The organism is Psychrobacter sp. D2 (assembly GCF_013608135.1).
GTDB lineage: Bacteria > Pseudomonadota > Gammaproteobacteria > Pseudomonadales > Moraxellaceae > Psychrobacter > Psychrobacter cryohalolentis.
This window is the reverse complement of sequence record NZ_JACDXZ010000012.1, coordinates 60500-73896: the sequence shown is the minus strand read 5'-3', so window position 1 is coordinate 73896 and position 13397 is coordinate 60500. Positions and strand designations below refer to the sequence as shown.

The window sequence follows — 13397 nt, the reverse complement described above, 5'->3', positions numbered from 1 at the left end:
AAAATAGTGTTTGACAGCCATGTGTAAATCTATATAATACACACCCACAGCAGCAGAGCTTAGTGACAAACTTAGAGCTCAGCTGATGTTGAATAAATTGCTTAGCAATTGTTCGAAGGGTGATTAGCTCAGTTGGTAGAGCGTCTGCCTTACACGCAGAATGTCGGCGGTTCGAATCCGTCATCACCCACCACTATTTAGTATAGCGTTACTCTTAAGTAGTAGGCTAAGTGGTTAAATAAACTAAGTACGACCTAAGCAGCGGTAGTTCAGTTGGTTAGAATACCGGCCTGTCACGCCGGGGGTCGCGGGTTCGAGTCCCGTCCGCTGCGCCATATTTAAAACTTAGTTTTAATACAAAAGTTTCAACCTCAAGTATTTATATTTGAGGTTTTTTTGTGTTTGGATTTCTCTTTAAACCCTTTATTTTTATGAGCTTGCCATTTTATTTTTTGTCACTTTTCTTGAAACAGCTTACTCTCTAATAAAAAAATACCTGCATTCATGCAGGTATTTTTTTATTTAATAGCTTTATAATATTTACATACATCAGTGTCTATTCCAGCTCTTCGATCAGCGCTTGCATCTCAGCGATTTCACGCTTTTGCGCTTTAATAATATCGTCAGCGAGCTGTTGCACTCTAGGATCTTCGATATCTGCTCTTGAGCTGGTCAAAATAGCAATCGAGTGATGTGGTATCATCGCTTGCATCCAATCGACTTGATCGACAGTTGATTGAGAGCGCACGCCCCATATCCCAACGGCAAACATCAACACACTCAGTCCATAAACCATCAAATTAACTTTGGTTTTTTTGTACATATTACCCATAAAGGCCAGCATAATGACGGCCATACCCGCACCCATGTAGAGCGCCATATAAGCTCGGGTTTCGCTAAAGTAGATGTGATCCCACTCATAGGTATTGAAATACATCATGATGTACATCACAATCGTAGACGTCACTATCATCAGAGTGAACTTGACATAAGGGTTCATACCCTGTTGATGATTCATGTTGTTTTGATCTGAAGCATTCATAGTATATCTCCTATTATATTAATAATATTAGAACCAGAATTTAACCCCCGCAGTCAAACTACTGCTATCAACTGATTCATTATGTTGACGACGCTGATCTCGAGCACTACCAAGCGCTGTCTCATAACTCATACCCACATAAGGCGCAAGTTGGCGACTGAATGTCTCATAAGTGAGCCTCACTTCAGCATCCATCTCGTTGAAACCTTTGGTAATATGATTGTCGCTGTCTTCTTTACTAAAGGCTGTTAGTCCTACTTCCGGTATCACAACCCAGTGCTGGCTCAAACGCCACTCGTATTCTGCGCCAAGGTCCAATCGAACTTGTCCATCAGAATACAGATAAGCTCTGGCATCGGTTTCAATAAAGTAAGGCATAGTACCGACAATACCCGCCATAATGGCAGGTTTATCATTTTCGGTATCATAAGCAACACCGGCCTCGCCATTCCAGAAGATACTTAGCGGCTTCCAGTAAGATAGTGAGGTCAGACTATCAATTTCTTTATCACCTTCGGTCTGAATACTACCTTCGCTGCGTAAAGAGAGGCGACGCTCATCTACGCCATACCAAGCACCAACCTCATAATTAATCTGATCGCTATCAAACTGATAACCTAAATCATCTACAGAAACGCCCCACAATGGCATATCACCCATCATCATAGGCTTACCATACTGTCCATAGGGAACGCCGTTTGAGTAGTCGGAACTTCGTGCATCAGCTGGAGCTTTACCACCTTGCATACCTGACATATTCATTTTGCTATGGTCCATACTTGACATGTCCATACCACTGTGATCCATACCTGACATATCCATGCCGCTATGGTCCATATCTGACATATCCATACCGCTATGATCCATATCCGACATATCCATACCAGACATGTCCATACCGCTATGATCCATATCCGACATGTCCATATCTGACATATCCATGCCGCTGTGATCCATATCTGACATGTCCATACTACTATGATCCATGCCTGACATCATCATGTCTTTTTTAGCAGTGGACGGGTCAGCAGCATTAGCAAATGATGATGCCAGCAGTACCAATGATGATGCCCCAGCGAACCGTAAACCTACTTTATGTATTTTCATCTCATCTCTCACCTATCAATCAAAGATTTGCTTAAATGACCGCCACTTCTCTAAACATACCGGCTTCCATGTGATAGAGCAGATGACAATGCCATGCCCATCGACCAGCTTCCCCTGTGACATCAAAGCTGATTTTTTGTGCCGGCTGCACCATAATAGTATGCTTGCGCACCTGAAACTCGCCGTTAGGCATGCGCAAATCGCTCCACATGCCGTGTAAATGCATCGGATGGTTCATCATCGTGTCATTGACTAAGGTAATGCGCACGCGCTCACCCGGCTTAATATTAACCGGTGTCGCTTCACTGAACTTAACCCCATCAAACGCCCAGATATAGCGCTCCATGTTACCGGTCAAATGTAGCTCGATCTCTCGGGTAGGCTTGCGCTGCTCTGCAAATATTGCCTCATCGACAGAGCGCAGCTGGCTATAGTTCAGCACCTTTCTATCAATGTTACGCAGGTTAATACCGGGATCATCAAGGTTCATACGTGGACTGTCCACACGCATGTCAGATTTGAAGTCATACTCAGTTTTGGCATGCTTGGCTTTATAACCATTAGCACCCATAGCGCCCATCATATCTGCCATGGTGAGCCATTCTATTTTGTCCATAGCAGGCGTTGGCGCACGAGCGCCTTCTTTGGTGGCAAGCGTTGCGGCGACATAGCCTGAACGGTCTATGTTTTGGGCAAATATGGTATGCGCCTCTTTGGTCGGGGTGACAATGACATCATAGGTCTCAGCCACGCCAATACGAAAATCATCAATCGCAACGGGTGCGACATCAATACCATCGGTTGCCACCACAGTCATTTTGAGACCGGGTATGCGCACATCAAAGATGGTTTGTGCTGAAGCATTGATAAAGCGTAATTTAACGCGCTGTCCTGCCTTGACGATTTGTGCCCAATTAGCCGCGGTGGTTTTGCCATTCATAAGATAGGTGAAGGTGTTTTCGCCCGACAAGTCAGTAAAATCAGTGGGCATCATGCGCATCTGATTCCACATTTTGCGTTTATCAAACGCAGTTTTCATATCCGTTTCAGCGATATCAGACAGTAGCTTCTTGAAGTCTGGCAGATGATAGTTGTCAAAGTCGGCGCGCTGTTTGAGCAGCTTCAAGAGATTATGCGGGTTGCGGCTGGTCCAATCACTGAGCACGATCACGTGGTCTTCTTCGATAGGATGACGCTCACGCCCTTTAGGTTCAATCACAATGGCACCCAACATACCGGTTTGTTCTTGGAAGCCACTGTGTGAGTGATACCAATAGGTGCCTGATTGTTTGAGTTTGAATTTATAAGTAAAGGTGCTGTTTGCAGGAATGCCATCAAAGCTAATACCCGGTACCCCATCCATCTCAAAAGGCACCAGCAATCCATGCCAATGGATAGAGGTTGATTCATCCATCTGATTATGAACACGTATCACCACCGTATCGCCCTCAACCATCTTTAGCGTCGGTGCTGGCAGTGAATTATTGATGAGCGTTGCCATGCTCTTTTTACCGTTGACAATAGCGGACTGTTTACTGACGTATAAGTCAAACTCTTTACCGGTCAATATAGGCACTTTATGAGTGTTTTGGTCACTATTGATAGTAGCACTCTGACTGCCCAAGCGACTTGAGTGTCCCAATGCACTACTGGCCATGGTCGGTATCAAGGAGGCGCCAAGGACAGCGGAGGATCCGGTTAAAAAACGTCGGCGGTTCAATATGTTCTGTTTATTCATAATGATGACCTAATTTAATTTGAGAGATGGTGGTTAAGCTTATGGTTATAATATTTAACAATACGTCAATTACGATTAGGAATCTTATTAAGCCGCTTTTAATGCTACTCACATTCAATTTATCCAGATCTCAGCCAAAACAACCATCAAAATTATAGTTGCTGCTGAGGAGAATCAATAGCGGCATAAACTTCTGTGGTGCCGTCTTTATTAAGCTGCATTACTTTATAAGGCATGAATTTATCTTGATATTCCATACCGGGGCTGCCAACTGGCATACTAGGTACGGCAAGACCAATGGCTTGTATAGGAGGATTTTCTAAGAACTGAGCCATGTGTTTAGCAGGGACATGTCCTTCAAAGACGAAACCGTCGGTAGTAACGGTGGTATGGCAAGAGCGCATTTGCTGTGGTACGCCATAGCGATCTTTGAATAAAGAGACATCTGCCACATCTTGCGTGGTTGCACTTAATCCATTGTCTTTCGCATAGCCTACCCATTCTTTACAGCAGCCACAGTTGGCATCTTTATAGACGGTCGCTGAGACGTTTTTGAGTAATGATGATGGGTCGATTGCAGGAGAATCTGCCGGAGCCGAACTTTCGTTTTGTACTTGTGCATTCTGAGTAGCAGACTGTTCAACCTTTACTGGTTGAGAATCAGGGACACTGGTAGTAGATTGGCTACAAGCGGCTAGTGTAAGGGGTAGTGCTGATACCGCCATCAATAAAAGGACACGACCGGATAACCAGTGATGTCCATTAGAAAACCCGTGTATGTAATGTCTCATCAAATCACCTTTAAGTGTCTGTTATTATGCTCGATACTCTAAATATTTATAGCCTATATTTGAATTCTTATATATTTAACTATAAACATTAAATGCAGCACCGTTCAGTACTGCATTGTTAATAACGATAACGTTTAATGATGATGCTTCTATATACAGATAGGGTTAATGCTGCATTCCAGAACCATCTTCCGACATCTCCATACCCATACCATCATCCGACATATTCATATCACCATCAAATGACATGTCCATCATATCGCCATCTATCCGAGTGGTTAGCATCGTGTACTGAGCTTCATCTAATTCAGGTAACGATCTGATAAAAGCGACCATTGCCCACATTCTATCGTCATCATGGGAGGCGCCCCATGCAGGCATTCCCGAAGCCATAATGCCATGTTTGATGGCCCAAAAGCTTTGCTTTGCACCGTCCTCAGTTTGATAACGTTTGACGATATCAGCCTTGGTAAAGTTGGGCGGCTTCGGATATAAGCTTTCGCTAAAGTCAGTTTGTGCCACTCCCGGAGACAAGTGACAGCCTGCACACATATCTTTATAGTCCGCGCCACCAGAGCTGATCATGTCAACCTGCTCTAAGTCTGGTACCACAATATCTTTACTGGCAGTTTGTATAGAACGATTGCGCGCAGTTTCTAAAAAGCTATACATCATTGGGCTATGCTCTTGGTCGGCACCCACGTTGACAACGCCACTGCTGACAACCGCAAACATCCCAACGATTGCCACAAATAAAGTAAAGAGCACACCCAATAAAAACTTCATATATTTTCCTAAAAACTTATTTCCGTTAATTTCTCTCTGCTATTAGAGAGGAGCTGTGAGTTAACAGAGCTAAAATTTTTAAGATTTACTGTCAGTAGTCACACAATGTTTTTGGTACATTTGCTTCATTTTGCTCATATTGGCCATCATGGCTTTCATAGCAGGGTCATTCATGTCCATCTTGCTATGATCCATTTTTCCCATCATTTGCATGTGCTTTTGCATCTTTTCACAGTTCATTTGATCTTTTTCAGCATGCATTTTAGGGTCATGCGCTAGAGCTGAGGTTGATACAACAAGAGCGATGGCAGTAATGGCGATTGATTTAGTCAGTGCTTTAAATTGCGACATAATTAATTCCTATTGATTGGATTAAGAGCTATTGAGGGTAAAGCAGTTAGACCAGCCCCAATGATACATTATTCATTCTGACTGGCACATGACATTAAGATTACAATATTGTCATCTTCACATATTGGGATTTCAATATCCCAAGTAATCTTTTAGTATTACTTCTCGCTATTATAATTTTTCACAAAATATTTTTCAGATTGCAAGTGTTGATCCTGATGCTGAACCTGACACGCGACTCTCGCATCGACATAACCTTTCATTTGCGCGCTAGAAATTTGTGCATCGTTATGATCTGCGTTCTTTGCAAAACTAGTAACCGCATCACAACTACTAAGAATAGAAGCATCTAAGTTCGTGGTGTGAGCATTGGCCGCTGACATACCAACTAACATTGATACTGAAAGTAAAGCTGCTTTTTTTAATGTACTATATTTTTTCATTTAAAACCCTTTGAATTCAAATAATAAATCATTTAAGTAAGATAATTGCCTAACTCATAGAAGCGGTCTATATCAGAGACAAGCTTCTATGTGGCGTTGATTTAGAATACTAAATAGAGGCTGACAGCTAGATGACACGGACATGACGTTTTTGTTAGAAACAAAACAATACTGTCATCTGCTTGTCATTAGAACCAAATGTCATTATCCGCTTTTATCCATAGAGCGCTGTTATAACAAGGACTTTTGATAAATATATAGATGATAATCTAACAACGTTAGTGATACGCTGTTGACAAATATAATGATATGAAGGTGGGCGACGATGAAAGTACTGTTAGTAGAAGATGAGCAAAAACTTGGAGAATATATTAAAAAAGGCTTAACTGAGGCCGGCTTCATCGTGGATCATTATATGACTGGTCTAGATGGCTATCATGCGCTAATGACTGAAGAATTTAGTGTGGTACTGATGGATGTAATGCTACCTGACGTCAGTGGCTTTGAGCTGATACAGCGCTACCGTGCGGCTGGAAAGCATACGCCTGTTTTATTTTTAACCGCTAAAGATGATTTAAGCGATCGAATCAAAGGTATTGAAATTGGTGGCGATGATTATCTGACCAAGCCTTTTGCTTTTGCTGAGCTGATTGTTAGAATAAAAAGTTTGCTGCGACGTGCCAACCAATCGGACTATAAAAGCACAGTCATCCATACCGCTGATCTGAAAATGGATATTGCCAAACGCACTGTATATAGAGGCGACACCCTTATCAAACTGACTGCCAAAGAGTTTGCTTTATTACAGTTTTTCCTAGAACGTCAAGGTGAAGTACTGCCACGTACTGTGATTGCCTCGCAAGTATGGGATATAAATTTTGACAGCGATACCAATGTCATTGACGTAGCTATCAGACGTCTACGAATCAAAATCGACGATGGTTTTGATACCAAGCTGATTCACACAGTACGCGGTATGGGCTACAGGTTAGAGCCGTTGGCTGTAGGCGTGGGCGACGATGACAAAGATGATCCAAAATAAAATGAGATATAAATTTAAGAATCGACGTTGGCCGCTGTTATGGCGCACTGTTTTTTTACTGACCATATTTGTTGTCATCTCTCAAGTCATTATTTATATATGGGTTCAGCGCTCTGTTAACGAGCACTTTGAGCAAATGGATTCAGAGATCATTACTCATGCCGCGTTTAATTTGCGCAAACGTATGGTTGCCTTGGGCGAGGAAGTAGAGCCATTAACAGCTTCAAAGTCCCAATCACTCATTGATGACAATCACCTGCATTCTTCTTGGCTAGATTATGATTTAAAAACGCTAATATCAGATAAAAACGGCAAATTATTATCCAGCGATCCCAGTAATTTTATCCATGATTTACCGACCGACTTTAGCTTGTTACAACTACGGCAGGACTATCGCGATCAGCAGTTTATGATCAAAATTAATAGTAGACATTATCGAGCGATGGTCATTGCAAACCACGAGGCTTTGGCGCTTATTGCGCTGCCTATCGATGTTCATCATCAGTATCTCATACATTTTAATCGCCAGCTGAGCTTGATACTGATCGCGATCACACTATTACTGGTGTCAATTGCCGCATTAAGTGTCTATTGGGGATTTGCGCCACTTGCTACTATCGTCCAAAAGATGAAGGGTATTAATCCTGAACAGTTACATGAAAGGGTGGTGGTCAGTAATATGCCCTTAGAGCTACGACCATTGGCTGAGTCTTATAACTTAATGATGGAAAAGCTGGAAAGTAATTTTGAATCGTTATCACGCTTTTCAGACAATATTGCCCATGAACTACGTACTCCGCTGGCGACGCTTGGCACTCAAACCCAAGTGATGTTAAGTAAGCCTAGAGCGAGCCATGAATATGTTGAGCAGCTGCACCATCAGCATGACACCCTTGAGCAGTTATCTATGCTGATTAATAATATGCTGCTGCTAGCAAAGACACAAAAAGGGCTGTCTGACTCACAGCTCAATCGGGTTGATACCGAGTCAATGTTCACTAAGCTGATTGATTACTATGAGCTAATCGCAGAAGATCGGAATATCTCCTTTGAAAAGACGGGCAACTTCCAAGCTGTGCTAGGAGATGAAAGCTTATTACAAAGACTGTTCGCTAATCTCATGTCAAATGCCATTTATTATGCTGCTAGTGACAGTGTGATCATTATTGAAGCCTCTAGTATTGAGATCCCGACTGTTCCTCATACTGTCACGAGTGATAAGCAAGATATGAGGTCATCTATATTAAATCCTGCATCTTTCAAGGTAGTGATCACCAATCGCTTAGATCAACCATTGACTCAAGTAGAGGCTGATAAACTGTTTGAGCGCTTTTACCGTCATAATAAAACGAATACGATGCATTCGGGAACAGGCTTAGGCTTATCTATCGTGCAAGCTATCGCCAATGCCCATAATGGCAAGGTCAGTATTACTATAAAAGATGACTCTTATTTTCAAGTCAGTGTCGAGTTGATGATGGCTAGATAAATAAGTATCAAATAAGAAAATTTGAGCTTCTCGTCCCACTTAGCCAAATAATTAAGACTGTATTTAGATGTTATTGTTTAAGCAAAGTTCGCCTCGATTATTTACATAATTGAGGCTTTTTTCTGTCTAAAAATTCTCCAAGCATTTCAGCATCAGATTATTGACCACAGTAACAATATTTCTTCCTCCTTTACAAAATTAATATTCCTGACCATTTAGTCAGTTATTTTAATAAAATCATAAACTTAGATGATATCAATAACTTAGAGTACGTTTTTTACTGATACTTGGCGCTAAAATGCAGTTGTCAGCCCTCATAAAACATGCTTAACTGTTTCAAAGTGTTAATAATTGCTGCCGAAATAAGGATTGCTGAAATAAGTTATTAAGAAAATTTTTGTAGTTTCAGCAGTATTGATGCTTGTTTTGATGACGTTTTATTTTTACTGAAAGCTAATAGCCTTTTTCCCTCTAGCAGTACGGGTGCGTTTTAACAGGAAGTTAAACCCCGTTTATAGCCATGATGGCAATGTTGCTAGGCACCAACGACTGTAAATAAAGGAATACTACTGTGCGTGATCATTCATCTATAAGCCTATCATTAATCACTAATAAGCTAACCTATGCGCTTGTTGCCATTGCTGCTTTAGGCGCTATGAGCGGCGCTCAAGCAAAAGTGCTCTTCACTGATACCAGTATCTCAGCGCTTTACGGTACTGATTATGAGCTAGTGCCTCAAGAAACCTTAACCACCGTTACTTTAGAGCATGCCTCGACCCATACATGGGGTGGTGTATTTTTCTTTGTCGATCGCCATCAAGGTAAAGAAAATGCGGCAGGTAAAGAGTTTAAGGAAACCTATGGTGAGCTTGCGCCCAAACTTAAGCTGGCAAAGTTTGATAACAGCTTTATCAAACAAGTCAATTTAGCGGGGCAGTACGAGTTTGGCTCAAACAGTAACGGTTTTAGTCAAGATAACTATCTGGTAGGTGTTGGCGCGGATTTAAATGTCCCTATTCCGGGTATGAAATATGCATCGGCATCGTTATATCATGCGTTTAATGATAAGGACAATGCTGATGATCAACAGATTACCTTAACCTATGGCTGGGAGAAAAATAACTTTGTCATAGATGGTTATGTTGACTATGCATTTAACAGCGAAGATGATTCTGTGAAAGATAATATCCATATCAATCCGCAATTAAAATATAACTTACAAGAAGTGTTGGGTATTGATAACCGCTTAGAAGTTGGTATGGAATATAGCTACTGGAAGAATAAATTTGGTAGTGACAAAACGCAGAATGCTGCGAGCGCTTTAGTGAAGTTCCATTTTTAAACAGTTATGAATTTTTAAATATGATTAATAAAGCCCTCATGCTAACTTTATCGGTTGGATGAGGGTTTTTTGTTATGTATGCAAAAAAATCGAAAGTCAGATAGGCTTAAGAAGAAAATAAAGGTGCTAAAAAACCGCATAAATTTTAAATTTGACTCATGCGCTTATGGGCGCTGATAGAGTCGACTGACACTTGCAATCAGCGCCACCATGACCATACCCATTATGATAAGAATAGCAGACATCATGTGTGCTGCCTCGTAATTCAATGCTTCTACTTGCTCATAGATAGCAATGGAGACCACTTTGGTTTCCCCCGAAATACTGCCACCAATCATCAATACCACGCCAAACTCGCCAATGGTATGCGCAAAGCTGATTAAGCTGCCAAGGATGATACCGATACGAGCTTGCGGTAATGCTACCCGTATAAAGCGTCTGAAACGGCTAGGTTCCAGTAAGTTTGCAACTTCCATGACACTGGTTGGAATGCGTAAAAATTGCGCGTAGACAGGCTGAACAAAAAAAGGCAACGAGTAAATAATAGAGCCAATGACCAGTCCTTCAAAGGTAAATACAAAGGCGCTGATATTGTATTGCAACAGCCATTTACCGATACCAAAATTGGGGCTTAACAGTAATAATAAATAAAAACCAATCACTGTAGGCGGCAAGACCAGCGGCATGGCAATCACGCCCATGAGCATGATTTTGATGCGCCCAATAATCTGACCACGACTCGGCTTTGCCAGCCAATAGGCTAATGGGGTTGCGAACACCAGCAAGCACAAGGTAGTGACACCAGCAAGCTTGATGCTCACCCACACAGGAAGCAGCATATCTGAGATAAGAGCAGGAGACATCATAACGTTACTGTTTATTTACCTTTTATCTAATAGCTCGCTTGTAGCTTATATAGAGCATCAATTATAAAGTGCCACTTATCACATCCTTTTTTTCAAACATCATGATAAGAAAACACATTTATAACGATATTTAAAGCCATATGATAAGCGGCTATAAATAGATTACCGAACTGCTAAATAACCAGCTCTAGAGAAGTAAGCTTGTCCTGTAGGAGAACGTAGATAATCCGTGAAATCTGCTGCATTTGCTTCATTAGTAATGAGTATGCCGTCTTGTAAGATAGCAGGATAAGATGTTGGTGGTAAGAGGTAAAAATGCTCAGGTGTTGCTTTCATTGCTATGACTTGTGAGTGCGCAACAAAGCCATAGTCGACACTACCAGTATGGGCATATTGGAACGCTTGACCGATATTTTCCGCTTGGATAAGACGTTTTTGTGCTCTTAGCGCCTCATATAGATTTTGCGTTTGTAGATAGGATTTTGCAGATGCACCATAAGGCGCAAGTTCAGGATTGGCAATGGTGATTTTGCTTTTATTATTGCTATTAAGTAGCTCAGTTAATGTGTTTTGATCGAATACACCGACAGCTTTGGTGGCACTATAAATGGACAGTTGCCCTTGAGTATAAGTAAAAGGCGTATGATTTGCATCATCTTTAAAAACCTCATTTAGCAGCTGCGCGGGGAAGTCTTGGTTGGCTGCTAAAAAGATATCATATGGTGCACCTGAGATAATTTGAGAATAAAGCTTACCTGATGAGGCAAAAGTGACTTCTATTTCTTGGTTAGGTAAACCCTTATCAGTTTTGTAGCCCTCGATAACTTCAGGCAATACGTCCGATAAATTGGCAGCTGCAGCGATACGGAGTATTTGAGTTGGCTCAGCGGTGTTGTTGATCTCAGCTGGCAAGTCAGTACCTTTTTCTTTAGTACAAGCCGTTAGCATCAAGGCTAAGCAGACTGCTGCCATTTTTATATTCTTACCCATTATTGCTTAGCCATTTTGAAGAGTCATCTTGGTAGTATTCTTGCTTCCAAACGGGAATGTCCGCTTTTATCGTATCTAATATCCAGCGGCAGGCATCAAAAGCAGGATAACGATGGGCAGAAATCACCCCAACCCAAACGGCCACATCACCAATCTCTAAAGCCCCGATACGATGAATGGCGATAGCGTGAGTAATTTCAAAGCGCTTTTTGGCTTCTTCGATAATGGCACGCCCTTGATTGAGTGCAAGTTCTTCGTAGCCATAGTAGGTCAAGCGGTTGACGCTACTGGCATTATTGTGATTACGTACACGACCTTCAAAGCATACGAAAGCGCCGCAGCTATCATCATCAAGGGTTTTCTTTAGTCGATTTTCATCAATGTCTGAATCTAGTAGCGCAAAGCCATCACGTTCAGCGATGAGATAAGCCTCATCGATGCTACGCGTAATGCACATCGACTGCCCATGTACTTGGTCTGCCATATATTGTCTCTATTTATTATTCTTAAAATTTTTAGTGATACAAATAAGCGTCTAAATACTATTAACCGCCTGCTACTGGAGTAATGAAAACCACGCTATCGCCATGATTAATCTCATCTGTCCACTTGGCAAAGTAATCGTTTACTGCCACACGCAGCTCTGACTGTGGACGGCTAAAACGATGCTTTTGGCGCAGTTGCTCGTATAACTCGGTCAATGACGTAGAATGTGGCACGTTTACTTTTTCTTCATGACAATTGGCTTCATCGGCTAAGCTGGCAAAGTATAAAACGGTGATATTCATCGTCGTATTTATATCGTCACTGCTTTCTACTAAATCGCTCATAGAAGTCTCCATTATTTATTAATTGCCAAGCTTTATATCTATCATATCGCTATGGCGTATTTACACATGTTGATAGTCAGATTTGCCGCCCGTCTTATTCATCAGATGGATGTTATTGATGATGATGTCGTGAGAGATGGCTTTGGTCATATCATAGATAGTTAGGCAAGCGACGCTGACGGCTGTCAGTGCTTCCATTTCTACGCCGGTTTTATGCGTAACTTTGACAGTAGCAGTGACAGTAATGCTGTTTTGACTATCGTCGTATTCAAAATTTAAACCAATCTTATCTAATGGCAAGGGGTGACAAAGTGGAATCAAGTCATGGGTGCGCTTTGCAGCCATGATACCTGCGATATGAGCGGTCTGCGTGATACTGCCTTTTTTAGTCATACCATCAGCAGCTTTGATTTGCTCATAAATTATCGCAGGGAAGATCACTTGTCCCTGCGCACGTGCTTCTCTTGTCGTCGCTATTTTGCCACTCACATCGACCATGGTGATATCACCGTCGCTATCTAAATGCGACAAGGCAGTTTGAATGGTTTTTTGACTGCTGATATTCATTTATCATTTCTCT

The 13397-nt window shown here is 41.7% G+C and carries 15 protein-coding genes and 2 tRNA genes; 5 read left to right on the top strand and 12 right to left on the bottom strand.

Annotated elements, in window-relative coordinates:
- Window positions 1-117 precede the first annotated feature (117 nt).
- A tRNA-Val gene (locus H0262_RS12810) sits at window positions 118-193 on the top strand.
- 65 nt (window positions 194-258) lie between these two features.
- A tRNA-Asp gene (locus H0262_RS12805) sits at window positions 259-335 on the top strand.
- Between the two features lie 221 nt (window positions 336-556).
- On the opposite strand, the gene H0262_RS12800 is transcribed toward H0262_RS12805, so the two are convergent.
- The 7 genes from H0262_RS12800 to H0262_RS12770 form a co-directional block, all read right to left on the bottom strand.
- Complete coding sequence (locus H0262_RS12800; RefSeq protein WP_181211011.1) at window positions 557-1042, bottom strand: DUF305 domain-containing protein; 486 nt, start codon at window positions 1040-1042, stop codon at window positions 557-559.
- 27 nt (window positions 1043-1069) lie between these two features.
- Window positions 1070-2149: a copper resistance protein B gene (locus tag H0262_RS12795; RefSeq protein ID WP_181211010.1), complete on the bottom strand. Its 1080-nt coding sequence runs from the start codon at window positions 2147-2149 to the stop codon at window positions 1070-1072.
- A 31-nt stretch (window positions 2150-2180) separates the two neighbouring features.
- Window positions 2181-3887, bottom strand: coding sequence for a copper resistance system multicopper oxidase (locus tag H0262_RS12790; RefSeq protein WP_181211009.1), 1707 nt, complete (start codon window positions 3885-3887; stop codon window positions 2181-2183).
- A 152-nt stretch (window positions 3888-4039) separates the two neighbouring features.
- Window positions 4040-4678 carry a DUF411 domain-containing protein gene (locus tag H0262_RS12785; RefSeq protein ID WP_181211008.1) on the bottom strand — a complete coding sequence of 213 codons (639 nt, stop codon included), beginning with the start codon at window positions 4676-4678 and terminating at the stop codon, window positions 4040-4042.
- Between the two features lie 165 nt (window positions 4679-4843).
- Window positions 4844-5464: a cytochrome c gene (locus tag H0262_RS12780; RefSeq protein WP_181211007.1), complete on the bottom strand. Its 621-nt coding sequence runs from the start codon at window positions 5462-5464 to the stop codon at window positions 4844-4846.
- Window positions 5465-5542: 78 nt separating this feature from the next.
- Window positions 5543-5815 (bottom strand): hypothetical protein, encoded by a 273-nt coding sequence (locus tag H0262_RS12775; protein ID WP_020443008.1) that lies wholly within the window; start codon window positions 5813-5815, stop codon window positions 5543-5545.
- Window positions 5816-5973: 158 nt separating this feature from the next.
- Window positions 5974-6258, bottom strand: a complete 285-nt coding sequence (locus H0262_RS12770) for a hypothetical protein (protein WP_149410012.1) — start codon at window positions 6256-6258, stop codon at window positions 5974-5976.
- 325 nt (window positions 6259-6583) lie between these two features.
- Here H0262_RS12770 and H0262_RS12765 point away from each other — a divergent pair, with 325 nt between their 5' ends.
- The 3 genes from H0262_RS12765 (at window position 6584) to H0262_RS12755 (ending at window position 10131) form a co-directional block, all read left to right on the top strand.
- Window positions 6584-7300 (top strand): heavy metal response regulator transcription factor, encoded by a 717-nt coding sequence (locus H0262_RS12765; protein WP_149492755.1) that lies wholly within the window; start codon window positions 6584-6586, stop codon window positions 7298-7300.
- 1 nt (window position 7301) lies between these two features.
- A complete protein-coding gene (locus H0262_RS12760; RefSeq protein WP_181211006.1) occupies window positions 7302-8789 on the top strand; it encodes an ATP-binding protein in 1488 nt (495 codons plus the stop codon).
- A gap of 571 nt (window positions 8790-9360) precedes the next feature.
- On the top strand, window positions 9361-10131 hold the full coding sequence (locus H0262_RS12755; RefSeq protein WP_181211005.1) for a DUF5020 family protein: 771 nt from the start codon (window positions 9361-9363) through the stop codon (window positions 10129-10131).
- Window positions 10132-10295: 164 nt separating this feature from the next.
- Here H0262_RS12755 and modB read toward each other — a convergent pair whose 3' ends face one another.
- The 5 genes from modB to moaC all read right to left on the bottom strand — a co-directional run bounded on the left by modB (window position 10296) and on the right by moaC (window position 13384).
- Window positions 10296-10997 carry a molybdate ABC transporter permease subunit gene (modB, locus tag H0262_RS12750; RefSeq protein ID WP_181211004.1) on the bottom strand — a complete coding sequence of 234 codons (702 nt, stop codon included), beginning with the start codon at window positions 10995-10997 and terminating at the stop codon, window positions 10296-10298.
- Between the two features lie 162 nt (window positions 10998-11159).
- Complete coding sequence (gene modA / locus H0262_RS12745) at window positions 11160-11987, bottom strand: molybdate ABC transporter substrate-binding protein (RefSeq protein WP_181211003.1); 828 nt, start codon at window positions 11985-11987, stop codon at window positions 11160-11162.
- Window positions 11980-12471: a molybdenum cofactor biosynthesis protein MoaE gene (locus tag H0262_RS12740; protein ID WP_181211002.1), complete on the bottom strand. Its 492-nt coding sequence runs from the start codon at window positions 12469-12471 to the stop codon at window positions 11980-11982. Before H0262_RS12740 ends, modA begins: the two co-directional genes overlap by 8 nt.
- A gap of 61 nt (window positions 12472-12532) precedes the next feature.
- Window positions 12533-12817, bottom strand: coding sequence for a MoaD/ThiS family protein (locus tag H0262_RS12735; protein ID WP_181211001.1), 285 nt, complete (start codon window positions 12815-12817; stop codon window positions 12533-12535).
- Between the two features lie 60 nt (window positions 12818-12877).
- The gene (gene moaC / locus H0262_RS12730; protein ID WP_181211000.1) at window positions 12878-13384 is read right to left on the bottom strand and encodes a cyclic pyranopterin monophosphate synthase MoaC; all 507 of its coding nucleotides are present in this window, start codon (window positions 13382-13384) and stop codon (window positions 12878-12880) included.
- Window positions 13385-13397 lie beyond the last annotated feature (13 nt).

Bases quoted from the DNA above. Each gene is read 5' to 3' on its own strand.
- H0262_RS12735 (WP_181211001.1), bottom strand. From the start codon at position 12,817: ATGAGCGATTTAGTAGAAAGCAGTGACGATATAAATACGACGATGAAT.
- H0262_RS12795 (WP_181211010.1), bottom strand. From the start codon at position 2,149: ATGAAAATACATAAAGTAGGTTTACGGTTCGCTGGGGCATCATCATTG.
- modB (WP_181211004.1), bottom strand. From the start codon at position 10,997: ATGATGTCTCCTGCTCTTATCTCAGATATGCTGCTTCCTGTGTGGGTG.
- H0262_RS12780 (WP_181211007.1), bottom strand. From the start codon at position 5,464: ATGAAGTTTTTATTGGGTGTGCTCTTTACTTTATTTGTGGCAATCGTT.
- H0262_RS12790 (WP_181211009.1), bottom strand. From the start codon at position 3,887: ATGAATAAACAGAACATATTGAACCGCCGACGTTTTTTAACCGGATCC.
- modA (WP_181211003.1), bottom strand. From the start codon at position 11,987: ATGGGTAAGAATATAAAAATGGCAGCAGTCTGCTTAGCCTTGATGCTA.
- H0262_RS12770 (WP_149410012.1), bottom strand. From the start codon at position 6,258: ATGAAAAAATATAGTACATTAAAAAAAGCAGCTTTACTTTCAGTATCA.
- H0262_RS12760 (WP_181211006.1), top strand. From the start codon at position 7,302: ATGAGATATAAATTTAAGAATCGACGTTGGCCGCTGTTATGGCGCACT.
- H0262_RS12775 (WP_020443008.1), bottom strand. From the start codon at position 5,815: ATGTCGCAATTTAAAGCACTGACTAAATCAATCGCCATTACTGCCATC.
- moaC (WP_181211000.1), bottom strand. From the start codon at position 13,384: ATGAATATCAGCAGTCAAAAAACCATTCAAACTGCCTTGTCGCATTTA.
- H0262_RS12785 (WP_181211008.1), bottom strand. From the start codon at position 4,678: ATGAGACATTACATACACGGGTTTTCTAATGGACATCACTGGTTATCC.
- H0262_RS12765 (WP_149492755.1), top strand. From the start codon at position 6,584: ATGAAAGTACTGTTAGTAGAAGATGAGCAAAAACTTGGAGAATATATT.
- H0262_RS12800 (WP_181211011.1), bottom strand. From the start codon at position 1,042: ATGAATGCTTCAGATCAAAACAACATGAATCATCAACAGGGTATGAAC.
- H0262_RS12740 (WP_181211002.1), bottom strand. From the start codon at position 12,471: ATGGCAGACCAAGTACATGGGCAGTCGATGTGCATTACGCGTAGCATC.